Raw genomic sequence first — 23888 nt, 5'->3', positions numbered from 1 at the left:
ATAGATCCCCCTTGTTATGAAATCCTTATTTAAAGTTCATCGTAAATGGCAGTTTTTCTCTTTTATGAAACCATGTTAACACTATGAATTGTAATATCATCATCACGATAATGATAGAAATTAGCACAATCATTACGACAGTATAGCTGTAATGTCCTGCATTTGTAAAAATAGCTTCTCTGTATCCTTGAATAGCATACGACATTGGTGAAAACGGATTGATGACTTTAAAGAATTTAGCTGAGAGATCTATAGGAAACATACCTTCGCTCGAACTTAGTTGTAATACTAATAATATCATTGATAAAAACAACCCAATTCTATCAAGTAGCAGTACTAGGAACGACGTAATTGTGATTGCTGTAATACCCCATACCATTCCATTTAAAAAGAATAATCCTACACGATCAATTGGCATTTGCAATGCGAAAATAACCCAACAACTCATTAACAATGCGGCTACCGCACCTTGTATTACATAAAGTGTAAACTTGCCTGTAAGTTGTTTCAAAGGTGACACATCTTTAGTAATTGTCTTTCTTAGTGGATATACGGCACTAAACGATAGAGCAACTACAAATAAACTTACACTTGCCATATATGGAACGATTGATTCACCATAGTGGTCTACTGAAGTAGGATTGTTTTCAGTCGTTTTCGTAACTTCATTGATAGCTTTTTCATTGTTTTTCTCTAAATATGTGCCATTTTGTTGTGCGATTGAATTATCTAATTTTGATTTTAGTTCATCGTTATTTTTCTTAAGTTGATTTAAACCATCTGTTACATCTTGGTTGCCTGAAATTAATTTTTGAGCCGGTTGGCCGACCTGTGGTTCAAGTTGTTTTAAACCGTCCGTAACTTGTTGATTACCTGAAAGTAATTTAGATTCTGAGTGAGACATTTTACCTAATGCATCAGACATATCTTGATTGTCTGACTTGGATTTACCAGCACTAGCGAACATGTCGTCTAGATAATTGGAGCGAATATTTTGTTTAATAGAATCTGTTACAGTATTAATAGCTTTTTGTGATATTTGACTACCTGTGTAACTTGATCCAGGGTTGACTTGTGTTTCTAAATTAATTTTTTTAGGGTGTTTATTTAATAAAGTTGTCGCATTTTGTGAAGCATTTTCTGGAATAATGATAGTTCCAGTGGCTTCACCTGTTTTCAATTGATCAGCTGCCTTTTTTTCTGATACTTCTTGGAATTTAAAATTATCTTTGTCTTTTAATTTATCTACTAAATCATCACCAATCGTCACCTTCTTACCATTTAACTTTGCTGGTTTATCGTGGTTGACGATTGAAATTTTTAAGTTCTCTGTTTTTTCGTAAGGATTATAAATGGATCCTACAAATAAAGCAACATAGATTGTTGAAACTAACGCTATTGCAATAAGTGATACCAACAACATCTTATTTCTTAAAATAAATTTTAATTCATTAAACATATTTACCTTCCTTTTTCTATAGTACACCTGTTGTACTAATCGTTTTAAATTTATATAAGCACCCTTATTTTTATCGTTAACACCCAAAACAGTACACCCTGTGTACCATTACTCAAAAAAATAATCCCAATAAAAGTTACAGATTAGAAATTTAGTACACCCCATGTACAATTAAGCATATTACTCCCTTTTAATTTTAATGTCAAGAAAAATTTACAATTAATTTACTTGTATTTATTCATTAAAATTGGTGGTATATGACAGTAATCATTGGGATATTTTTCTAAATGGTTTTGATGAATGTCTGCGCTTTTTACATAATTGCTTAAAGGTTTTACTTCGACCATAATACGTTCTTTATCATTTCGTTCATTTATAAATGCTTGAGCGACTTCTAAATGTGAAGCATCCTCACTGTAAAATCCTGTACGATATTTTGGACCTACATCTTCGCCTTGGTGGTTAACTGCATAGGGATCTATAATTTCAAATAAATAATTCATTAAATCTGACACTGACACTTGATGTGGATCATACGTAGTCTTCACGCATTCTGCATAACCATCGTATTCACCATCTAACGTATTTGTGTCACCATTCGCTCTGCCCGCTTCCGTTTCAATTACACCAGGCAACGTATTAATAAATGCTTGTACACCCCAGAGACATCCTCCAGCAAGATAAACTGTTTCCATTAAAATCCCTCTCTTAACAAGTATATAATTCAAAAATGCTCATGCGTTAAACTCACATGTATACAATGAAAATGAACGCATCAGCATAATTTAGTTTAATATTTATAAATCTAACATATCATAATAATTCCCACATACAGATTCAATAAGTGCTTTATTTCTTATTTGATGTAGCCATTCATCAGGAATATTATCATAACCGTAATAAAGCGCAGCAAGTTGTCCTACAATAGATGCAATTGTATCTGTATCTTCCCCTAGATTCACGGCTTGAAGTACGATTTCTTTATAGTCATCCCCTTGCATAAAGCATCAAATGACCGCTTCAAATGTATGCACAACATAACCTGAAGATGGAATTGCTTCAATATTTTTACCTTTTATCGTTGGACTGAGAACGCTTTTGTAAAATTGTTGATATTCCTTATTCAATTTTGCATATGAATGCTCACTAGATAAAAATTGAGTAATACGTTGCTCAGTTTCAATTATAATATCCTCTTTATCACGATTATCTTGTTCTAAATATTGAATAACAGTTTCTAACAACTGCAAATATACAAAACAACCAACAACTGAACGTTCATGACCATGTGTCAAACTAGAATATCGACGAGCTAGTGTTAAACACATTTTCATTCCCTGCCCATAAGTTAGAGGGAGGATTGCTGCAATTCTCATCAATGAACCATTGCCATTACTTCGTTCATCACTTAAACCGCAATGTTCTGCATCTGTCTCCAAATATTTCCATCTTTCAATCGCATTTTGAGTTTGTATACCGATATCAAATAGACCTGACGACGTCGTCATATAGTCCTCTTCTGCATATGCTACAAATGCATCCATAAGCTGATTTAAAGTTGTGTGTTTGGCCACGTGTTCAACTGTACAGAGTGTCATTGAAGTATCATCTGACCACGACCCAGCAGGTAAATCATAGGTCCCATTTCCTATCATTTCTTGCGCTTGAAATTGCCCTCTTAATTTAAACTCATACGGAACCCCTAATGCGTCCCCAACAACTCCTCCCCAAATCATTGATTTTAAATAATTATTTTTCATCACATATTCACACCTATCCCTACTTAATAACCATCTTGAAAGTGACTTATAGAAGAAATTCCATTTATTTCGTCGATTAAAGTACTCATTTTTCTAATTATTTTATCACACTCTATCGAAATATTTTCACTACTATTAAAAAAATTATAATTTCATTATTGAGTCACAAATATTGATTCATTATGTAAATTTGGTAAAATATATATTTGAACTTTTTAATACGATTAATAATGATATATCGCATAATGCTTAATATATAGATAAAGATTTCATTTTAAGAAAATAAAAATTTAAAAGGAGCGTATAAATATGGATTATAGAGTATTGCTATATTATAAATATACAACAATTGATGACCCAGATACATTCGCAATGGAACATTTAAATTTCTGTAAAAGTTTAGACCTAAAAGGACGTATCTTAGTATCAACAGAAGGTATTAACGGTACTGTATCAGGTACAGTTGAGGCTACAGATCAATATATGGAACAATTAAAATCTGACGCACGTTTCGCTGATATCACATTTAAAATTGATAAAGCAGAAGGTCATGCATTCAAGAAGATGCACGTACGTCCACGCCAAGAAATCGTAGCTTCTGGCTTAGATAATGATGTGGATCCAACTGACGAAACAGGTAAATATCTTTCACCTAAAGAATTTAAATCTGCATTAGAATCAGAAGATACAATCGTTATCGATGCCCGTAATGATTATGAATATGACCTCGGACATTTCCGTGGGGCAGTTCGTCCTGATATTAGACGTTTCCGAGACTTACCTGAGTGGATTAAAGAGAATAAAGATCAATTCATGGATAAGAAGATCGTCACATATTGTACTGGTGGCATTCGCTGTGAAAAATTTTCAGCATTCTTATTGAAAGAAGGATTCGAAGACGTAAGCCAACTTGAAGGTGGCATCGCAACTTATGGTAAAGACCCTGAAACACAAGGTGATTTATGGGACGGTAAGATGTATGTCTTCGATGAACGCATTAGTGTCGACGTCAATAACGTTGAGAAGACAGTAGTCGGTAAAGATTGGTTCGACGGCACGCAATGTGAACGTTACATTAACTGTAGTAACCCTGAATGTAATAAACAAATCCTTTCATCTGAAGAGAATGAACACCGTCATTTAGGTGCTTGCTCGTATGAATGTGCAATCAATGAACGTAACCGTTATATTAAAAAGCATGATTTAAGCGAAGCAGAAATTGAGCAACGTTTAGAAAATTTCAAAACACCAATAAATCAATAAAATGATATATCAAAAAAACCCTTCAACACAAGTTGCAATTAACTTGAACCGTTGAAGGGTTTTTTTGATTTAATTTAATTTCATAAAGCCGTTACCTAACACATCTCTTACGTCGTGAATAACAAGAAATGCATTTTCATCATTCGCATTAACAATCTTCTTAATACGACCAACTTGGTTTTGGGCGACTACAACGTAAAGAACTTGGCTTTTTTCTTGGCCATATCCACCTTCACCATTTAATAACGTTGAACCGCGTCCCGTCTCAACATTAATTTGTTGGCTGATTTCTTTATTATATTTCGACATAATCGTAATTGCTTTTTTAGGATTGAACCCTTCAATGACGAAGGACATACTTTTCTCTACGATAAACAACATGATAATTGTATATAATACATTTTCAACAGGTAAGACTAGCAAGAATGAAAGTACAATCAATGTATCGAGTATAAATAAAGCTTGAGATGTCTTGATTTCAGTATATTTGTCTATAATCTTAGCAATAACTGAAGTGCCACCTATCGTACTGCGAGCAGAAATGACAAAACCTGTCCCCATACCTATTAATAAGCCTGAAAATACACAATTTATAAAATCAGAACCGATATGCAAATTGAATTTCTCTGTTAACCCAATAAAAAACGAACTTGAAATAACAGTGATTAACGTGTAAATTGCAGCAGTCTTGCTTAAATATCTCCAACCAATAATAATAACGATAATATTAATGATTAGAGAAGATAGTGCTGGTGAAATACCTAAAGTGTACTTAAGATTTAACGAAATCCCTACTGTTCCACCTTCACCGAGGTTAGAGGCAAGTATAAACGCATTTACACCAATTGCAATTAAAAATGTCCCTAACAAACAAAAGAAAATATTTTTTAAATGTACACGATATTCCAAAAATACTCACTCCTTTATCGCAGTCTATTTTAAAGCACAGAATAAAAATTATTGCTGAACACAATGTTCTATATTATTAAACATATATGACTCTTTCAAATTTTTAAATGGTCATTTTTAATTTAATGAGTATTTTTATATTTTATATGATTTATTTTACATTTATCGGGAACATAGAAATTGAGGGGGATGAATATGCCAAAAGTAGAAGAAAGAATGATGAAAGATTTAGAAGTTAAATCACCAAGAGCGCGTAGCGACGAAGAATTCGAGCAAGATTTACAGCTTAACGCATTTGAGCGCTTAGGTAAAGACGTCGTAATTATTGAAACATTATCAATTATGAATATTGTTTTTGTAGTAACTATTTTCAGTTTAATCGGTGCTATTTTATTTTTATTTAAACGTAATTAAAGCACAAAGGGACAATTAAAATGATAAGACCTACCCGCAAAAGTAGTAGGTCTTAATTTTTTGATCAACCTATTAAGTCTCTTCTTCTATATCCAATATATCCTAACACTATTAAGACAATGCTTATTATCATAATGATTGTAAAAGGCATGACCTCAAACTCATCTTTAGGCATCTGTGGCAGCCAGTTGAGCACTGAAGTATGCTCCAGCCATTCAGGGAAGTCTAATAGGTTACCGAAGTAATCAATAACGAACGTATAGATTAAATAAGCATAAGCGTATTTACCGAATTTCGGCGCCCACCCAAGTGCTAGTGCAGTTATTCCGATAAATAATACTACAAATGGCAAATCATTATAGCCTGCCGTAATAAAGTCCATTAATGCTAAGTCACTGTTATGTTTCATCGATGCTTGTGCTACAAGACCTAAACCTAATGTTGTCACAACTATACCTAGCAAACCACTTAGAATAGCTGTGATGATACCTGTCCAATAAACTTTACTTCGCGACACATGTGTTGCATAGATTTGAGTAAAGTGTAATTGCTTTTCTTCAGAATATAATTTATTTACTAATATCATAGGTAATATCGTCACTAAACTAATTAAGACCACCATAATCGTACTCGTAAATGATACCTCTAGTGAATGATCTTTTGATGCAAACATTTGTTGCATCATTTTATTATTCTCTAAGAAATCTTGCATATCTCCATAAATTGAACCATAAGCAGCTCCCATCAATATAAATGTGAGAAGCCACCAAAAGATTAGCCCTTTAGTTATTTTGAAAAATATACCAGGAATAGACATGAGAAATTTAGAGGCATGTGCTTTCCCTTTACGTTCAGGAATAAAGCTCGAACCCATGTCTCGTGAATTTTCTAACATCATTGCAATGAATATTAAGAGGATACAAAGTATCAAATTATAAATGATTGGTGACCAGTTGTTATCTGTAAACGGATAAGTGAGGTATGCCCACCCTAGTGGATTAATCATTGAATAATCTTTATTCGAAACGTCTGTCCCTGCTCGGATAATATATAATATGCCAATGATACCAAGTGATAATCCATTGGCGGAGGATGATGTTGGCATTAATTGGGCCATGACTAGCGCAATACTTGTCCCAAACATACCTGCCATTCCGATTGTTATCCCAAAAATTATTGCACCTTTAACAGAAATTGTATCCATCTGATAACTTACTATTATCAAAGTACTTAGTAATGCTATCAACACATTAACAACTAGCATTTCAACGATGACTGCAAGTGAATTAGCTTGTCGTCCTATTTGATATGATCGAACCAATTCCGTAAGTCCCGACTCTTCTTCCTTACGTGTATGTCCAACCACATGTAAGACAGATAATATCAATGCTAATAACGCACAAAATAATAGCATTTCTTGTGCGTATAATGCCCCTAAAGTATAATCTGAACCTGAATTTATAGGCGTGGGACCGACCATTGAAATCATAGCAGGATTTTGAAATGTTTCATATAAACCTAGTAAAGCTTTGTCTTCACTCATTTCTTTAAAAGACGGTATAAAACCTACTGAAAATAATGTAACACATAAAATCCATAATAATAATTTCTTCCAATCGCGTTTAAGATATTGCAATAACAACATGTGCGAACCATTAAATCTTTCTTTCATCAACGAGGACCTCCTTTCATCATTTATTTCTCATAATGATGGATAAATAATTCTTCGAGTGTAGGTGGTTTTGATTCAATATTTTTGATATTCAGTTGCGTCGCTTTACTAAATACATGGTTAAGATCTTTCTTATCTACCGTAAAGGTTGCTTGATTATTACTCTGGCTGAAATCACTGACACCTTGTAAAGTTGATAATTGCGTAACATCTTCCTCTGTTTCGATTAATATTTTAGTACGCGTTAAGTGACGTAATTCATCGAGTGTGCCCGTCTCAATTACCTTGCCTTCTCTAATAATCGCAACTCTATCTGCCAAACGTTCTACCTCGCTTAAAATGTGGGAAGATAGTAAAATCGTTTTTCCAGCTTTTTTAAGCTTTTCAACTTCTTTTTGGAACACAACTTCCATCAACGGATCAAGACCAGATGTTGGCTCATCAAAAATATATAAATCTGAATCTACTGCCAGTGCTGCGATAAGACCGATTTTTTGACGATTCCCCTTGGAATAGCCTTTTGCTTTTTTTCTAGGATCTAATTCAAATCGTTTAATAAGCTCGTCACGTTTTTGTTGGTTTCCTTTACCGTGTAATTTCATAAATAAATCGATAATTTCGCCACCTGTTAAATTACCCCATAACGCAATATCACCTGGAACATAAGATAACCGTTTATGAATTTTTATACTTTGTTGCCAAACATCTTCGCCAAATATTTTAGCCTCCCCTCCGTCTTTTTTAATGGAACCTAATAAAATGCGCAACGTTGTGGACTTACCAGCACCGTTAGGACCAATAAACCCTAAGACTTCCCCCTCATTTATTGAAAAAGAAACATCTTGCAACGCTTTAAATTTACCAAAAGACTTGTGCAAACCATTGACTTTCATAATTTCTTCCATAGTCATAACCTCCCTTTGTTTAAAATGACCTATTTATAAAATGCACGTTTTAATATTTGGGCGTATGCGTTCCATTCCTTTAAATATTGATCACCAAATTGGGATATATCTTCAAAAGTTTCTATTTGTTGCATCGCTTTGTCTCCAGAACCTAACATTGTCCAATTTAGTATTTCTGTTGCTTTTTCTATATCTATATCATCACGAAACTTTGAATAATCTATATTGGAATATATCTTTTGCATCCCATGCTCATATAAAGTAGATAATTTACTTTCAATCATTGGTTTCACTTCTATTGATGTCTCATTAACTGTAGATTTTAGAAAATCAAATATCTCAGGGTGTGTTTTTTGAACTTTTAACTTTTGAAAGCCAACATTTTCAATCCTTTTAAATAAATCCGTTTCGTTCAGATCGATTTTTTCATACATTTCTTCTAATATTTGCACACTATAATCTATTAAATAGAGAAATAGGTCTTTTTTATTATTAAAGTAATTGAACAAAGAACCTTTTGAAATGTTGGCCTGTTTTACGATTTCATTTGTCGACGCTTTATCAAACCCGTTCTTTTCGAACGTTTTAATAGCGGCGTTAATAATTATTGTTTTTTTAGTGGTAGTTAAATTTTCGAATTTTGAATGAGTCATTATGAGTGCCTCCATATATAATGTGACCAGTTTGGTCAATTAGTTTTTAAAAATAAAAACATCCCTCATGATTTTTTGAACAAATTGGTTTTATAATATATATGGGTGTAGTTGTTTTAAATACATAATATATATAGAAAAGAAGTGATTACATATATGAAATTTGACGCATTTAATGTCGGCGATACTTTTAAAACAAATACATATCACATTACCGAAGAAGATATCATGCAATTTGCGACATTTTATGATCCACAGTATATGCATATTGATAAAGAGAAGGCAGAACAAGGACAATTTGGAGGTATTATAGCTTCTGGGTTTCAAACATTATCTTTGTCGTTTAAGTTGTGGGTTGAAACGGAAAATTATGGAGAAGATATTATTGCAGGTACACGCATGGATAACGTGAAATTTACTAAACCTGTGTTCCCTAACGACACAATATACGTCGTTGTCGAAGTAATTGATAAAAAATCAACAAAAAAAGAGAGCGGTTTACTCACAATACGCATGTCCACCTATAATCATCATGATCAACTCGTATTTAAAGGGGATTTAGCAACGATTATCGCTAAATAATATAGAAGAAGCCGATGAAGTCACTGACTTCATCGGCTTTTTTAAATTACATGATTAATTGAATTATGCAGTTACCCATTGTGAAGGGCCAGCTGTGTTGTAAAGATCCATTGCTGCTTGGTCTTGTACTGACTCTGGAGCTTTAGTTGGTGAAACACCTTTGTATTCATCAGGTGCTACTGAATCCCAAGTGCTTTGTAGGAATTGATATTTACCTGCTGCACCCGTAGATGGGTTAACAGCGTGAGTATCGCCACCTGATTCACGTTGAGCGATTTGTTTTAAGTGATCGTTAACTTGTACTGATGAACCTGAAGAAGCTTCGTTTGATGATGATTTGCTTGAAGTTTGTTGTGCTTCTTGGTTTGGTTGTTGTGTAGTTTCTTGTTTAGGTTGTTGCGTTGTTGATTGTTTTGGTGCTTCTTGTTGTGGTGGTTGTTCAGCTGAAGCTTGTTTAGTTTGTTGTTGTGATTGGTGAGAAGTTTGGTCACCATGGTTTGCTGAACCTGGGCCATAACTCCATGACCAATATGTGCCATCTGATTCAAAGTCATAGTTTAATTTGTCATAGTTAAAGTTATAGTTATAAGAACCTTCATGTAAAGGTGCTTTGTTTAATTTTTCTGGGTTATGTTGAGCTGTATTCGCTAATTCAGCTTTATCTACATTTTGTTCTGCTGCGTCTGCTGAATGTCCTGCTGCAATTCCTGTAGCGCCTAATCCTAATGCTAATGTTGAAGTAATTAATGTTTTTTTCATTATATAAGTCCTCCTAATAAGGTAAATTGTTTTTTGATTAATTTGCTAATTACTACTGTAACATTCGAGAATAGGGCGTAGGTTACAGCGAAATAAAAAAAACACCTACTTCATTACACCAGAATTACATCATTCAATGCATATTACACGACTACTTTCGACGGCTGAAGACTGGCATGCACCTTTAGATTTATTTTAATTGACAAAAAATACTGTAACACATGTGAAATAAAGTATTCACACATATCTGATTTGAACGAATATTCATTTTATTATTCCTAGACTTTCACCTTTTATAAATGGAAAATCTTTGAAAGTTAATTTAGTTCGATTCATCTTATAAATTATTTACCCAACCTACCAATAAGAATATGCACAATCAATTGAATTTTCATTAATCCAACAAAAATATACATACATGACACAATAAAATATAGTATAATTAGTGTGATATTTAAACGGAGGTAAAATAACCAATGAACATCGAGGAAATTGCCCGTATTACTGGCGGCACATTGGCAGATGCTAATGGCCAAGAAACGAATACAATTGATGACTTTGAAACTATGTACAGCTTTGTAAAAAGTAAAAGCACTGCGTATTTCTCACCTAATAAGCACACTTGGTGGAAAGAACTCGGTAGAAGCAAGAACGCACCAGATGGCAATGATTTAATCGATAAAGAGAATGAATACGTCGGTTTAATTATTACTGAAAATTACGTAGAAAACTTAAAACATAAAACGCCCCAACTCATCGTTGAAGATTCAGTTGCAGCCTTTAAAACTTTAGCCATTCATATCCGAAATCAATATCACAACCCAGTCATTGCAGTGACAGGTTCAATGGGTAAAAGTTCGACACGTATGCTCATTAGCAGCTTGCTACAAGACTACAACGTACTTGAAAACCGTGGAAACAACAATATCCGTGCTGCCATTTATGCAAATATGTTAAAGCTCATTAAAAATCCTGATTTTGCCGTCATTGAGACGTCATTAAATGCAATTAATCATAGAGAGAACACTGCACTTTATTTAAAGCCAGATATAGCTATTGTTACAGGCATTGGGGCTGCACATTTCTCTACATTTAATTCCATTAGTGAAATCGCCCAACTTAAGGCACGATTATTCGCCGGACTTTCTCACGATGGAGTGGCAATAATTAATGGCGAGACGATGTTTGCAGATTATCTTCAAGACGAAGCGTCTCAATACACGAAAAATGTCCTTACGTATAGTAAATACAAAGATGAAAATGTTGATTTCTATTGTGACCATATTGATTATCACAAAGGTGCAGTCGTATTTAGTATTGAACACCCGCACGGTTTAGAGGAATATAAAATTAATACATTTAGTGAAGGCATGGTTTCAAATACACTCGCAGCTTTATTAACATTAAAGACATTACAAATACCTGTAAATCCAGATTATTTAGAGTCGTTCAAACCATTTTCAAAGATTTTAGCGATGAAAGAAATACAAACACCAACGCATACGGCTACGATTATAGATGACACACATAATGCATCATTACCAGCGATGATTAATGCGATCCAAGCATTTAATTCTCAAACTAAATTTTTCAGTGGCAACAAAGTCATCGCCTTAGGTAAAATCAATGACCTCGGTCACAAATCTCGTGAAGTTCATAGCGAATTAATAGAAGTGTTAAACGATTCCAACGCAGATCACATTCTTTGTTTAGATGCTGATTTACGACCGGTCGTAGGCCAAGTTAAAAATAAACATATCACTTGGTATCCAAATAAAGCATTACTCATGCACGATTTAAAATATCTTTGTAATAACGACTCAATTACGTTATTAAAATCATCTAGTGGCGGTACAGATTTCCCAGAAGTTGCTAAAGCACTTCCTAACGTTTTAAAGCAATTGAGCTTAAATGAAGATTTCGGAGACTTATTCGAAGAAGTGAGTAAAATCGGTCGCAGTTATCTTATTGTTGATAACCATACAGGAGAAATCATTGAACGCTATAACGATGACCAATCTATGACAATCGAAGGTATGGGGCCTTTCATTTATTATTTAAAAGCAATGGCAGACAAGTTAGATGACGAACAGATTATCATGAATAAATGGGTTACGAATAACGAAACATATTATAAAGGTAAACCAACGACATTATTTGAATTATTGGAAAGTATGACTAATCAACCGCACCCTTCACAAACATATGAACTCGTAGATTATGTATTTAAAAACTTTGCAAATCGTAAGAAATTCACTGACACACTGATTACGCAACATGAACTATCAAACTCTATTTCTACTAATTTAACTGGACGTTTCCGTATTAAAGAACGTCAATCATTTACAGTGCATGACTTATTAAAACTATTTAATGCGTATAAATATGATATCTTCAGATTTAGTAATGCTTTTATCATTGGATTAAAGTATAAAAGTGGTCTTATTAGAGGTTCAAAACAGACAATAATATTTACGTCTTATAACAATATTGAAGATTTGAAAAGCAAAATCACATTTTAAAAGGGGCACGTCCATTGAACAAACAAATAGATGTTAGCATCATTATACCTTTATATAATCGAGAAAAAGGTATTCAACGATTACTCAATAAATTAGTTGAACAAACATATGATATGCAGAAAGTTGAAGTCATAGTGTCTGATGACCGTTCTACTGATCATTCTTTAGACGTTGCTAAGACGTTTCTCAACCAGCTCCCTCATCTAACGATATTGGAAAGCGTTACAAATTCAGGTGGTGCATCTGCACCTAGAAATAAAGCGTTAGATATCGCTCAAGGTAAATGGATTTTGTTTATTGACTCGGATGATTATATTACGTCTCATGCCCTATCTGATGCACTTGAAGTTGCTGCATCTTCTGAGGATGATATCATTTGTCTACCTTACTTTAGAGGGGAAAACAGCACACGCCCAATTAGTAGATCAGCCTTTTCAAATGAAATGACAGTCACGAAACTCAAATTTGAAGAAACCAAATTGTATAATTCGTTAAATGTCATCGGTAAATTAATTAAACGAGATTTAATAGAAACCTATTCTATTCGTTTTCCTGAAAGTATTAAAGTTCGTGAAGACAATTGGTTTTTAATGCAAGTTTACAGCGTAGTTCATCATATCGCTATTCTTGGTTATCGCAAAGATTACTATTTTTATGAGCAACAAGACGATGTAGCGTTAACACACTTTAAGACACCACCAAGAGATGCTGTAAAAATATATTTGGCTGTTTATGATTTCATTAATCACAAAACTGATCTATCTTCAGAAAGAAAGTTAATGTTATTGACTATATTCTTAAATCGTTATACATCGATGATTCAACGTGGTCAGTATGCCCCAATGCGATTCTTTAAACATACGAAACCAGATTTACTAAAAATATTGCGCAACCCATTAGCGGATGAAAAGACCATTGCGTTTATAGAAAGCTTATTTTTAGGTAAATATGACCAATACCAATGATTAATATTTGAAAATTGAAATGTTCATAATGAACTGCCGACAAATTCACCACGTTTGTCGGCAATTTTTTGCGCACGCTTTCCTCGGGCACTGCCTCAGCCTGTAGTCTTCGGCTAATGCTATTCCCTCATGAGTCGGAGTAAATTACTGCCAATATCATTTAAAAATTAATGATAAAAGTATCAATACAGTACTTATCATGAATAAAACTGAAGCGATTTTTTCTCGTTCAAAGATATATATTGATGTTGAAAAAGTGAAAATTATTAAGCAAACCATTTTAAAAGTTTCACCGAATGAAAAAATACCGCTTAATTCTAGTAAAAAACCAATAAAAAATATAAAACTCGTAACAAATAATATAATTTGATATTTTTTCCAATCTTTCATCCAATTCTCCTTCATTATAGTTATACTGTTTATAATATTATATTAACAGTATATTTTTTCTAATTGAAGAAGGCTTTACATATGGCAAAATTGTTTGAGGAGATGACAGGTAAATTAAATTGTATATACTATGCATTTACAACATCTAAATCAATCAATTTTGTTCCTATTTTGAAATAACTTTCATTATGAGTGGCCATAATGATGGTGACGCCTTTTCGATTTAAGGATTGAAAAATATTAATGACATCACGAGCATTATTTTCATCTAAATTACCAGTTGGTTCGTCAGCAAGTATAACGGTAGGTTTTTTAAGAATTGCTCTAGCAATTGCAATGCGTTGTTGCTCTCCACCGCTACAAGTATAAACCTTCCGCTTAAGTATCTCTTTAGATAACCCGACAGATTGAATCGTTTTGATAATTTGAGGTGTGTCTTTTTTAGAGATATTTAACGGTAACATAAGGTTTGCTAACACCGTTTTATTTTCTAATAAGCCATAATTTTGATATATGTAGGCAATATCCTCTTTTTTTAACTTTCTAATTTGTGATTTCGACGTTATAGATTGGTTTTTAAATCTAACTAGACCCTCAGTAGGTGGCTCTAACAAACCTAGAATATTTAGTAATGTAGATTTACCTTGCCCACTTTTACCTTTAATCACTACAAACGCTTTTTCTTCAATAGCCAGACTCAAATTATTCAATATACAGGTATTGTTAAATGATTTAGAAATACTGTCTAATTTAATCATCTCATTCTTTTCCTTTCAAAATAGCATTCTGGTTCTTTCGATTCAGTATTAAAAATTCTATAGATATGACAATCATTTCGAAAATAAACACCCCACTAAAGATGAATAAACTCATCACGGGATACTTTTGTAAAAATAAACTAAGTAGCAATATGTTAACAATTGCGAATAACAGAAATACATATTTGTGCGTATTCCAAATGGAGTATCCTAAACTATCTTTAATAAAAATTTCATATCTGGAATTTACAAAATATAAATGAATAGCCGTAAGTATGGAAATAATAAATGAAATTAACGTAATGAATGCTAGTAAACTGTACTTAACAATTTCCTTTTTTATATCATTGATATCGTTAACTTTGGTGTCATAGACCGATTCTATAGAAGTTATGTCTGCCAGTAAGTCATATTTTGTCAATAAAGGTTTCAAACTATCATAAGGATTATCTTTTTTGCTCTCAAAGAAATAACACATCGTCATATAATGCATATTGTTTCTAATGTGTGTATTTCCTGTTTCAACTATCGCTATAGGTGCTACTATTGTATTATTTTCGCCCCCTATATCACTATTGTAAGTCGGATACTTTGAACTGTTTCTTACATAAATAATATTTATATGAGCTGGAGCTCGATCTTTCTTAATGTTATTAGACAATGTGCGTTTCATTTTAAAATCTTCAGTAAAATTCTTTATAATTTCATGTTCATAACGTTTCAATTTGATTGGCACCAATATATTTCTTGTATATTTATTATAATGAATGCGTTCCAAAACATCTTGACCTTTATAAGTAAATATATGATGACGTTTGAGATAATTTTGATCGACGATGATTGTTTTCCCACTAGGTTCAATATTTTTATTTTTATCTTCATTTAATTCATATAATGGAATATCTGTATTTTCGCCTTCAAAATTTTCAGTATCGATTAAAAATCCAGGGTTATTTTTACTTTTTAATAAATGATCGAATTTCTTATCTTGAGCTAATTCAATTTTTTTATTAAAAGTAGCTCCATTGTCTTGCACATTTGTCTGATAAACATTTTTCGTATTTTTCCACCCTTTAAGTGAAGGGATTTTAGACTGAAGATCATGATTATTCTTAATTATTTGATGCGTCGAGGTCGTAAAAAAGATTGCCGTTATAAACCCAAGTAAAATATATAGATATAGTATTAGATTGAGCTTTGTAGAGATCTGGTTTTCAAAAAATTTCTTTTGATATATCTTTAAAATAATAATTGTAATGAAACTTAGTGAAATGAAAGTCAAAACGATTACGGAACACGCGATAGCTAATAATTGTATGATATGTAAATCTCTATAAATAACCATGTAAGCAATAAATGTAGTTCCGACAGAAATTAAAATACAACTCAAAAATGTCCATTTCAAATCACGAATTACAAATGAAAAAAGATGATGCGATCCGTATCCTAAATCTGAAAGTACTTTATAGTTTTGCTTATTACGCTGTAAATAGTGACAATAAACAATGAAAATTAATAGAATTAATAAAAAAATTAATGATAAAGTATATTGATCTAAAGTCAAATAGGATAAAATACTCGGAGGGGTTTGGTTTATTGTTTCTCCCACATATTTGTTGATGAGTGAAATAACAGTTTTTTTGTCTTTATTGGCACCTGTTATGAAATATGTCCCCACTTCGGAAATATGCTTTGTTGATTTTATATTTTCAACATCGATATGAAGTTTACTATCAAATATATGTAACTGATGATGGTTATCCCTTTGATTAAGTAGTCTTTTTTCATTAGTATTTAATAGAATACGATGATTACTTAAATATGTAACTTTGGTTAAACCTACATGGTACTTTTGGGCAATTTTATTAAAGTATTGAGCAGCATCTTTAGTATGTTTCTTTTCTTTCTCCGAATAATTAAAAACAAAATTATCATGATCTTTTATGACAGCTTGATAATAAGATAGTTCCTTAACAGAGTTTACGATTACTAAACTGCACATAAACGTAATTGAGACCAATAAAAATAGCAATATTTTTTTCATTAATATAAATTACCTTTCACAGAATAACTAGGGACAGAAAATTTTCACTAAAGGGCATTATCTCTCTAAATTTTCTATGTCCCTTTTCTTATTTATTTCATAGTTTGGTTATGTGTGGTCATAAAAAGCTTTGTTTCCGTGCTTTGTTTTTTTCAAAACAGCATTAGACCAATGACCTTTACTTTGCCACCCTCCGTCTTTGTGGACGCCATTTCCATTTATAACCGAAGCATAACCATAGCCCTTATAATGTTTGTATTTGGATTTAACATATTTACTAGTAGTCCCTCTTATCCAATATCCACCAGATATTTTTCCTAGTTGGATTGATCGTAGAGAAATACCTCTATCATATGTTTTTGAAGACTTTAAACCATGATAATCATCTACACTTTCAGAACCTCCTTTAGAGTCCGTCATTTCTGCATTCGCATTACCTATCACTCCTAAACCACAGATGCCAACAGTAAAAACAGAAGCAAGTAAAAGTTGTTTTTTCATTAATACAAACCTCCTATAATAATTGTTAACGATGCATCATTAACGTATTTTATAATAGCACCATAAAATGACGTAAACAATATTATTTACATAAACTTTATCATTTACAATTATATAAAAATAAATTGATAATTAACGACTTATTTTTAGTCTACTATGCATTTTTATTTAAGTTTTATTTCCCTCTTCTAGACAAAACGTATCTTTATAAATAAATAAGCCCCTACACTAATAAATGTGTAGGAGCTTATTTCTGTCATGATTTTATTTTACATCTTCTTCATTCTTTATTTATATTAAATGATGAATATATTTGTAAATATATATGGCCGCAATGACTAACATTACAAAAAACATTGCAGTTGTGTATTTTTTCTTTTCTTGCTTTTCTTCATGTTTTCCTTCTTCACGTTCTTTTAAATACTGCAATAATTCGGCTTCAATTTCTTTATCTATATCACTTTTATTATCATCGTCGTGTTGTTCTTTTACTGTTTGACCTTTTTTATTTTCTGTTGATTTTTGAGTGTTTTTATTTTCAGTCATATCACCGACTCCCTTCTATGACTTATATCAACTTTAAATGAGTAGCTCTATTTGAATACATGTTGATATTGAACGTAACCTGATACGTAATGCTCAATATCATCAATTCTGACACGATAACCGTGGTGTTTTATGAAAAATGTATTTAAAATTCTTGCCGGGTTTTTAAAGTACATAGCAATTTCTGGATAAAAGAAACCAGTTCGTTCATAATCTGCACGTATATGAATAGTCTCAATAAATTTTTCTTCATCAATCAATGTATCTACTAAATGTCCATAACCTGTAGCCTTGGCTTTTTCTACTAAACGATACGTGGCCATTAACATTTCTAAAAACGTAGGATAAGTCGTCTCTCTTTGACGCATATAATCTAAATAATCACTAACATTTTTAATTCCAAAACGGTAATACTTTTCTTCTGGCTCAATCTGAACTAATTCATTCGTACAATAACCTAACCAGTGATCATGATATTTCCAATAATCGTGTGCGATGAAGTACTCAAATAAGCATTTCACTGCATCTAACCATTGCGTATTATTATCTATTTGATAAAGTCTGAGTAAAGCTAAAGCTGCTTCACCATCATAATAAACAATTCTGTGTTTTTCCTTAACTGATAAGTCTGGATAATTTAACACATGCGTTGTTTCACCAGTTTCTAAATTAATCATCTGTAAAATACCGTTTGCTATTTTTTGAGCCACATTTAAATATCTCGTATTTCCCGGGTTATGTTTTAAATATTCACATATTGCAAAAATAAACGCAGCGTTTTGACCTAATTTTATTTCATTCATTTGATTTGTATCATCATAAATGAAACTTGCCTCTCCAGATTCATAAGTATAATGCTCAATAAGATAATCAATTGCTTTTTCAGCAGGACTTATTGATTTTCCTAAATAATTGAGACCTTCAATTAATGCATAAGTTGAAGATGAATGCCTTAAGTTATTATAGAAGTTTATATTTTTATCAAAATGTGGGAAATATCCGTAATGATATTTACCATTTGGTTGAATCATCCCTTTTAGATATTCAACACTATGATTTAACATACGGTCAATTTCTTCTGGTAAATGGCTTACTTCTCGTAGGTTTTTAGTGTAGCCACTCTCACCCAGTTTGTATGTCTCCTCGCCATCTTGAATAAACCCTTGTGTATAAAATTTAGTAACTTCTTTACCTTGATAAAAATCATATGAAAAAGCTTTTTTATGTGTCGTATATTTTTTTAAGTAGTTGTTGACGTTTTCATCTGAAAAAATGAATTTCGATTTATCATTTTTAGCAGGTCGAACAAATGCATTTGCATTAATTTCTTCAGGTAAAAATGCCAGATTCCAATATTTATCTAACGCCACGCCAAAATCAACATAATTGCGTCGTGTAGCAATGAGTTCTGCAATAACATCATCAAACAAGACCTGTTTTGTTTCTGTTACAACGTCCAATTTTATCCATTGTGGTACAACACCCGCTTGCTTTTTGAACTTTTCACATTGCTTTTTAATATCTCTTTCAAGATATCTAGGGTTTTTTAAAATTTTCACAGATGCTTTCATATTTGCCTTACCTAAACTAAGGAAGGCATATTCATATGTAAGTTGACTATCATTTAACTTTTGTAATAGTTGTTTAATTCTATCTCCTAAAATCAAAAGACTAACCTCTTTTCTAATATTTTCAAATAATATTTGGGTTCTTTAGTTTTTTACAATTATATTTAACACTAACTGAATATTTACTTGTATTTTACATTAAATTTAGCTAAATATGAATACAAACTACACTTTTTGATGATATATAATCATAAATTATTTTTTCATTTGAGTGACTGTACGTTTATACTTTAAAATATTTTCAATTTACTTTAAATAAACTTTTAACTACTAGCATTTTTATTCTGTCTTACTCAGATTAATAATTATGCCCCTCTTTTCGATAAGTTGGCTTTCACCAAACACACGCAGGGTATAAAATAGATTTATAGACTAAGAAAAGTAATATTTATATAAAATGTGATTGAGCGCATTTGGATAATAGGAGGGAAAGACACGTTGGAACTCAAACATATGCAGTATTTTGTAGAGGTTGTAAATGAAAAGAGTATGACCAAAGCTGCAGCAAAGCTTTTTATTACGCAACCTACGATCAGTAATACAATTAAATTAATTGAAAATGAACTTGAAGTTACTTTATTTAGAAGGTATAAGAATCAAATCTACTTAACTGATGCTGGAGAAGCGTTTTTCTTTCAATGTAAAGAAATGTTGAAGATGTATGATAATATCCCAAATGAGTTAAGTAATTTATTAGAAATGAAAACAGGTCATCTTAAAATTGGTATTCCGACTATTATTAACATTAGAAAGTTAATTAAATTGATTTCACAATTTCATAAATTGTATCCTAATGTCTCTTTCCAACTTTTCGAAAACGGTAGTAAGAAAATAGAGCATGATATCTATTATGGTGATCTTGATATGGGGATTACTGTGTTGCCTACAAATAATGAGATATTCGATAATTTCTCTATATTGGAAGAGCGTCTAAAGTTAGTGGTGCATAAAGACCATGAACTAGCTAGTAAATCATCGATTGATATACAAGATTTAAAGGATCAAGAATTCATATTATTTAGTTCTGACTTTTTCTTAAATGACAAAATTATTAATACGTGTCGTAATCATAATTTCAATCCGAATGTCATCTTTGAATCAACGCAATGGAGCTTTATTGAAGAAATGTTACTCAATAATATGGGAATCTGTATTTTGCCTGAAGGTATTTTGCAATTGCTGGATAGCGATTTACTCACAATCGACATTAACGAGCCAACGATGAAATGGGAATTGGCTATTATTTGGAGAAAAGATGTCATTGTTGATTCCTTAACTAAAAATTGGATTAAGTTTATTCAAGAAAACTATTTACTAAAAAAATATTAGCTAAGGTCATTTGTGAAATTTATACCTTTATAAAAAATGGATATTTTATATTTATCTGCTCATCACATAAACTATAATACGTAAAAATAAATATTACGGGAGTTTTTTGATGGAAAGATATAAGTACCCTAAAGAAAGTAAGATTGTCAGTACGGATCAAGTTTTGATTAATGACTTGAACAATTACAATACCCTTTTCGGTGGCGTATTGATGAAGAAAATCGACAATAACGCGACCCTATCAGCACGTAGACATGCCAGAGTTAAAGAATGTGTTACAGCCTCAACTGACTCTGTAGAATTTTTACACCCCATTACACAATCTGATTCCGTTTGTATTGAGTCTTCTGTCGTTTATACGGGAACAAAATCAATGGAAATCTTCTGTAAAGTGATTTCAGAAGATATGATTACAGCAGAAAGAAAGATTGCTGCCATTGCATTTCTTACTTTCGTAGCCCTAGATGAGGATAAAAAGCCTATTACAATCCCTAAAATTAAACCCCAAACGGATGAGGAACAGTTTTTATACGATCACGGCGCAGAAAGAGCAGAAATTCGTAGAAATAAAAGAAAGCAAAGTAAGTTAATTCTAGAAGCATTAGATATCAATAAACCTTGGGAAGTGGAGTAGTGATTGAAGATGATTAAATTAAAAAATGAAATGGAAGAACTAAATCAATTAACTCAAGATTTCGACGAATTAAGAAAATCTAACCCTGATTTATTTAGCAATTTAGAATATATTGCCAGTCTCACAAGACAATTAAGTGTGCCATATAAATATTTAGGGCTCTTAATTTTTTCAAACGATGAAAAGACATTAGAGTTAAATAGACCCGCATTAATTAGTAATTCAGTACTAGATTTATACGAAGGTGAAGTTAAAAAGGTAAGCACGCATCCAGAGTTTAACGCTTTTGTAGAACTCGTTAATGATTATCAAAACGTGACTTACTCACAAATGTTTTTATTAATATTAGGTGCTGAGCCTAGCTTCGTATTCCAAAATACAATTATTAAATAATGAAGCGTAACCCCCAAAAAAAGAGGTTTTTGCAGTAGTTTCTGCAAAAATCTCTTTTTTTATCTATAATTCTTCTTCTATAAATTTTATGAGTTCTTTCGGTGTAAATTCATATTTATGGACCAACCATTGACGCAATACTTCAACTAACATCATACTCTTTACATCACAAATTAAATGCGGGAATCGTGACTCACGAATATGAGCGGCAAGTTCATCTTCGTGTTCTTCGCAATCCGTTTTAGCAAAAGCCCCTTCAAACATTTCATTGCTAATAATTTGTTGGAAGTCACGGAAGACATCCTCTTGTTTGGAAGAAAGTAATAAATGTCTGAATGTACTTCGGTGATCATCAATGTAATGAAATAAACTCTCAATCGCGTTTCGCTTTTGATGTATATGTTTGGTACCAAATAGTAATTCTCCAATATATTGCATAATATGGTACAATAAATCATTTTTATCTTCAAAATAACGGTAAAAGGTACTTCGATTGATTTCCGCTTCCTGACATATTTGTTGTACGGTAACGCTATCAAAGTAATGATGTTCTAATAGTTGATAAGATGTACTAATAATATGTCTGACGGTTCTTTTTTGTGCAGAAGTTTCCATTCCAACACTCCTCATTAACGCCTACATTTTCTCGAACTATAAATTTCAATAAATTTAAGGTACCACAATTATTCGTATTTTTCCAAAATGTAATAGCGCACATTATATTTTAGCGTATACTTTTATAAAAAACTGGGACATATCTTTACGATAATGTCCCAGTCGTCTGGAGAATTTAACAATTTTATTTATTAACTTTGGAGGTTTTATTTATATGAAAAATATAACAGCATCTTTATCAACTATTTTTTAATATCTTTAATCCAGTCATCTACTTTATTTTCATTGTTATCCACGTAGTCTTTCGCTACATCTTCAGGATTTTTTCGATCGACGAACATTTTCTTAGCTATTGTTTCTTCGTCTGAATGACTCCAATCATCTGACATACGTGTTCCAATTTGATATGCAGCTGGATGTGTTTTTTCAAAGTCTTTATTAAATACTAGATTAATATGTTGGTTATCATCACCATAAATTTTATTAGGGTCATCTAGCATTTTGAATTTCAGCTCTTTAGCAATCCAACTCGGTTCCATAGCTGTGAATAGAATTGGTTGTTGTGCTTGATGTGCTTTTTGAAGTTGTTTGAACTGTGCTTGGTCTGAAGATTCATTAAGTTCATAGTCTTTTAGATCGCCCGAACCAATTTCATCTTTCGTAGCCTTCATCACACCGTTTCTTGCATCAGTTCCTTGAATTTTGTGATTTACAGCTTTACCAAATTGTTCGTTGTCTTTTAAGTCACTGATAGAATTAATATTTTGTGCATATTGTGGTACAGCTAAACCAACTTTCACATCATCTACAAAGCTGTGTTTATCATACTTAGTTATCTTACTCTTGAACTTATCGTAGTATGATTTATCAACTGTTGGGAAGATCCCTGAAGCATGAAAAGCATCTTTATTGCCTGAAACGTCAGCATATAATGGACCACTTGCTTGTACAGGTGTTGTCGTCACATCATAGCCTGCTTTTTTCAATACTTCTGCAATAACTAAGGAACGGGCTGCAGAATTATCTGTCGCCACATATGGAATCTCTATATCTTTGTTACCAAGAGAAGGTTTTTTCTGACTAGAAGATCCATTACCACATGCACTTAGCACAATGGCTAAGGCAAGTGTGGCAATCAAACCCAGTATTTTTAAACTTCTGTGTTTGAACATTCACGATTCCCTCCT

23 protein-coding genes and 1 pseudogene are annotated in these 23888 nt (G+C 32.2%); 8 read left to right on the top strand and 16 right to left on the bottom strand.

The window, feature by feature from the left end; genetic code table 11:
- Positions 1-25: 25 nt before the first annotated feature.
- The 3 genes and pseudogenes from NGI30_RS00390 to NGI30_RS00380 all read right to left on the bottom strand — a co-directional run bounded on the left by NGI30_RS00390 (position 26) and on the right by NGI30_RS00380 (position 3195).
- Complete coding sequence (locus NGI30_RS00390) at positions 26-1459, bottom strand: YhgE/Pip family protein (RefSeq protein ID WP_251942402.1); 1434 nt, start codon at positions 1457-1459, stop codon at positions 26-28.
- Between the two features lie 224 nt (positions 1460-1683).
- Positions 1684-2154, bottom strand: a complete 471-nt coding sequence (locus NGI30_RS00385; RefSeq protein ID WP_251517109.1) for a peptide-methionine (S)-S-oxide reductase — start codon at positions 2152-2154, stop codon at positions 1684-1686.
- Between the two features lie 102 nt (positions 2155-2256).
- A pseudogene (locus NGI30_RS00380) lies at positions 2257-3195 on the bottom strand (ADP-ribosylglycohydrolase family protein).
- A gap of 333 nt (positions 3196-3528) precedes the next feature.
- Between NGI30_RS00380 and trhO the strand changes: the two are divergent.
- Entirely contained in the window at positions 3529-4482 is a 954-nt protein-coding gene (gene trhO / locus NGI30_RS00375; RefSeq protein ID WP_251942401.1) for an oxygen-dependent tRNA uridine(34) hydroxylase TrhO, read from the top strand.
- A 69-nt stretch (positions 4483-4551) separates the two neighbouring features.
- Here the strand turns inward: trhO and NGI30_RS00370 are convergent, their stop codons facing one another.
- Positions 4552-5391: a YitT family protein gene (locus NGI30_RS00370; RefSeq protein ID WP_251517105.1), complete on the bottom strand. Its 840-nt coding sequence runs from the start codon at positions 5389-5391 to the stop codon at positions 4552-4554.
- Positions 5392-5586: 195 nt separating this feature from the next.
- Between NGI30_RS00370 and NGI30_RS00365 the strand changes: the two genes are divergently transcribed.
- Positions 5587-5805 carry a hypothetical protein gene (locus NGI30_RS00365; RefSeq protein ID WP_251517103.1) on the top strand — a complete coding sequence of 73 codons (219 nt, stop codon included), beginning with the start codon at positions 5587-5589 and terminating at the stop codon, positions 5803-5805.
- 64 nt (positions 5806-5869) lie between these two features.
- On the opposite strand, the gene NGI30_RS00360 is transcribed toward NGI30_RS00365, so the two are convergent.
- The 3 genes from NGI30_RS00360 to NGI30_RS00350 are packed head-to-tail and all read right to left on the bottom strand — an operon-like array spanning position 5870 to position 9035.
- The gene (locus NGI30_RS00360; RefSeq protein ID WP_251942400.1) at positions 5870-7477 is read right to left on the bottom strand and encodes an ABC transporter permease; all 1608 of its coding nucleotides are present in this window, start codon (positions 7475-7477) and stop codon (positions 5870-5872) included.
- Positions 7478-7500: 23 nt separating this feature from the next.
- Positions 7501-8382, bottom strand: coding sequence for an ABC transporter ATP-binding protein (locus NGI30_RS00355; RefSeq protein WP_251942399.1), 882 nt, complete (start codon positions 8380-8382; stop codon positions 7501-7503).
- Between the two features lie 29 nt (positions 8383-8411).
- Positions 8412-9035, bottom strand: coding sequence for a TetR/AcrR family transcriptional regulator (locus NGI30_RS00350; RefSeq protein ID WP_251517096.1), 624 nt, complete (start codon positions 9033-9035; stop codon positions 8412-8414).
- Between the two features lie 156 nt (positions 9036-9191).
- Between NGI30_RS00350 and NGI30_RS00345 the strand changes: the two genes are divergently transcribed.
- A complete protein-coding gene (locus NGI30_RS00345) occupies positions 9192-9617 on the top strand; it encodes a MaoC/PaaZ C-terminal domain-containing protein (RefSeq protein ID WP_251942398.1) in 426 nt (141 codons plus the stop codon).
- 63 nt (positions 9618-9680) lie between these two features.
- Here the strand turns inward: NGI30_RS00345 and NGI30_RS00340 are convergent, their stop codons facing one another.
- The gene (locus NGI30_RS00340; protein WP_251942397.1) at positions 9681-10376 is read right to left on the bottom strand and encodes a transglycosylase family protein; all 696 of its coding nucleotides are present in this window, start codon (positions 10374-10376) and stop codon (positions 9681-9683) included.
- A 476-nt stretch (positions 10377-10852) separates the two neighbouring features.
- Here NGI30_RS00340 and NGI30_RS00335 point away from each other — a divergent pair, with 476 nt between their 5' ends.
- Together NGI30_RS00335 and NGI30_RS00330 are read left to right on the top strand one after the other, a co-directional pair.
- On the top strand, positions 10853-12898 hold the full coding sequence (locus NGI30_RS00335; protein ID WP_251942396.1) for a Mur ligase family protein: 2046 nt from the start codon (positions 10853-10855) through the stop codon (positions 12896-12898).
- A gap of 14 nt (positions 12899-12912) precedes the next feature.
- Entirely contained in the window at positions 12913-13863 is a 951-nt protein-coding gene (locus tag NGI30_RS00330) for a glycosyltransferase family 2 protein (protein WP_251942395.1), read from the top strand.
- A 156-nt stretch (positions 13864-14019) separates the two neighbouring features.
- Here NGI30_RS00330 and NGI30_RS00325 read toward each other — a convergent pair whose 3' ends face one another.
- The 6 genes from NGI30_RS00325 to NGI30_RS00300 form a co-directional block, all read right to left on the bottom strand.
- Positions 14020-14253, bottom strand: a complete 234-nt coding sequence (locus NGI30_RS00325; RefSeq protein WP_251942394.1) for a hypothetical protein — start codon at positions 14251-14253, stop codon at positions 14020-14022.
- 128 nt (positions 14254-14381) lie between these two features.
- A complete protein-coding gene (locus NGI30_RS00320; RefSeq protein WP_251942393.1) occupies positions 14382-15011 on the bottom strand; it encodes an ABC transporter ATP-binding protein in 630 nt (209 codons plus the stop codon).
- 1 nt (position 15012) lies between these two features.
- On the bottom strand, positions 15013-17055 hold the full coding sequence (locus NGI30_RS00315; RefSeq protein WP_251942392.1) for a bacteriocin-associated integral membrane family protein: 2043 nt from the start codon (positions 17053-17055) through the stop codon (positions 15013-15015).
- A 108-nt stretch (positions 17056-17163) separates the two neighbouring features.
- Entirely contained in the window at positions 17164-17556 is a 393-nt protein-coding gene (locus NGI30_RS00310) for a lactococcin 972 family bacteriocin (RefSeq protein WP_251942391.1), read from the bottom strand.
- Between the two features lie 291 nt (positions 17557-17847).
- Positions 17848-18102, bottom strand: a complete 255-nt coding sequence (locus tag NGI30_RS00305; RefSeq protein ID WP_251942390.1) for a hypothetical protein — start codon at positions 18100-18102, stop codon at positions 17848-17850.
- Positions 18103-18149: 47 nt separating this feature from the next.
- The gene (locus tag NGI30_RS00300) at positions 18150-19769 is read right to left on the bottom strand and encodes a poly(glycerol-phosphate) alpha-glucosyltransferase (protein WP_502960373.1); all 1620 of its coding nucleotides are present in this window, start codon (positions 19767-19769) and stop codon (positions 18150-18152) included.
- A gap of 399 nt (positions 19770-20168) precedes the next feature.
- Here NGI30_RS00300 and NGI30_RS00295 point away from each other — a divergent pair, with 399 nt between their 5' ends.
- The 3 genes from NGI30_RS00295 to NGI30_RS00285 all read left to right on the top strand — a co-directional run bounded on the left by NGI30_RS00295 (position 20169) and on the right by NGI30_RS00285 (position 22086).
- Positions 20169-21059: a LysR family transcriptional regulator gene (locus NGI30_RS00295; protein ID WP_251521907.1), complete on the top strand. Its 891-nt coding sequence runs from the start codon at positions 20169-20171 to the stop codon at positions 21057-21059.
- Between the two features lie 109 nt (positions 21060-21168).
- Entirely contained in the window at positions 21169-21693 is a 525-nt protein-coding gene (locus NGI30_RS00290) for an acyl-CoA thioesterase (RefSeq protein ID WP_251521905.1), read from the top strand.
- 9 nt (positions 21694-21702) lie between these two features.
- A complete protein-coding gene (locus NGI30_RS00285; RefSeq protein ID WP_251521904.1) occupies positions 21703-22086 on the top strand; it encodes a hypothetical protein in 384 nt (127 codons plus the stop codon).
- Positions 22087-22149: 63 nt separating this feature from the next.
- On the opposite strand, the gene NGI30_RS00280 is transcribed toward NGI30_RS00285, so the two are convergent.
- Positions 22150-22701, bottom strand: a complete 552-nt coding sequence (locus tag NGI30_RS00280; RefSeq protein WP_251942389.1) for a TetR/AcrR family transcriptional regulator — start codon at positions 22699-22701, stop codon at positions 22150-22152.
- 242 nt (positions 22702-22943) lie between these two features.
- The gene (locus NGI30_RS00275) at positions 22944-23873 is read right to left on the bottom strand and encodes a glycine betaine ABC transporter substrate-binding protein (protein ID WP_251521899.1); all 930 of its coding nucleotides are present in this window, start codon (positions 23871-23873) and stop codon (positions 22944-22946) included.
- Positions 23874-23888: the final 15 nt, after the last annotated feature.

It is taken from the genome of Staphylococcus sp. Marseille-Q5304 (assembly GCF_943737015.1).
Taxonomy (GTDB): Bacteria; Bacillota; Bacilli; order Staphylococcales; family Staphylococcaceae; genus Staphylococcus; species Staphylococcus hsinchuensis.
This window is presented reverse-complemented; position numbering and strand designations above follow the sequence as displayed.

Coding starts and splice junctions, on each gene's coding strand:
- NGI30_RS00390 (WP_251942402.1), bottom strand. CDS start 1,459: ATGTTTAATGAATTAAAATTTATTTTAAGAAATAAGATGTTGTTGGTA.
- NGI30_RS00385 (WP_251517109.1), bottom strand. CDS start 2,154: ATGGAAACAGTTTATCTTGCTGGAGGATGTCTCTGGGGTGTACAAGCA.
- trhO (WP_251942401.1), top strand. CDS start 3,529: ATGGATTATAGAGTATTGCTATATTATAAATATACAACAATTGATGAC.
- NGI30_RS00365 (WP_251517103.1), top strand. CDS start 5,587: ATGCCAAAAGTAGAAGAAAGAATGATGAAAGATTTAGAAGTTAAATCA.
- NGI30_RS00360 (WP_251942400.1), bottom strand. CDS start 7,477: ATGAAAGAAAGATTTAATGGTTCGCACATGTTGTTATTGCAATATCTT.
- NGI30_RS00355 (WP_251942399.1), bottom strand. CDS start 8,382: ATGGAAGAAATTATGAAAGTCAATGGTTTGCACAAGTCTTTTGGTAAA.
- NGI30_RS00350 (WP_251517096.1), bottom strand. CDS start 9,035: ATGACTCATTCAAAATTCGAAAATTTAACTACCACTAAAAAAACAATA.
- NGI30_RS00345 (WP_251942398.1), top strand. CDS start 9,192: ATGAAATTTGACGCATTTAATGTCGGCGATACTTTTAAAACAAATACA.
- NGI30_RS00340 (WP_251942397.1), bottom strand. CDS start 10,376: ATGAAAAAAACATTAATTACTTCAACATTAGCATTAGGATTAGGCGCT.
- NGI30_RS00335 (WP_251942396.1), top strand. CDS start 10,853: ATGAACATCGAGGAAATTGCCCGTATTACTGGCGGCACATTGGCAGAT.
- NGI30_RS00325 (WP_251942394.1), bottom strand. CDS start 14,253: ATGAAAGATTGGAAAAAATATCAAATTATATTATTTGTTACGAGTTTT.
- NGI30_RS00320 (WP_251942393.1), bottom strand. CDS start 15,011: ATGATTAAATTAGACAGTATTTCTAAATCATTTAACAATACCTGTATA.
- NGI30_RS00315 (WP_251942392.1), bottom strand. CDS start 17,055: ATGAAAAAAATATTGCTATTTTTATTGGTCTCAATTACGTTTATGTGC.
- NGI30_RS00310 (WP_251942391.1), bottom strand. CDS start 17,556: ATGAAAAAACAACTTTTACTTGCTTCTGTTTTTACTGTTGGCATCTGT.
- NGI30_RS00305 (WP_251942390.1), bottom strand. CDS start 18,102: ATGACTGAAAATAAAAACACTCAAAAATCAACAGAAAATAAAAAAGGT.
- NGI30_RS00290 (WP_251521905.1), top strand. CDS start 21,169: ATGGAAAGATATAAGTACCCTAAAGAAAGTAAGATTGTCAGTACGGAT.
- NGI30_RS00285 (WP_251521904.1), top strand. CDS start 21,703: ATGATTAAATTAAAAAATGAAATGGAAGAACTAAATCAATTAACTCAA.
- NGI30_RS00280 (WP_251942389.1), bottom strand. CDS start 22,701: ATGGAAACTTCTGCACAAAAAAGAACCGTCAGACATATTATTAGTACA.
- NGI30_RS00275 (WP_251521899.1), bottom strand. CDS start 23,873: ATGTTCAAACACAGAAGTTTAAAAATACTGGGTTTGATTGCCACACTT.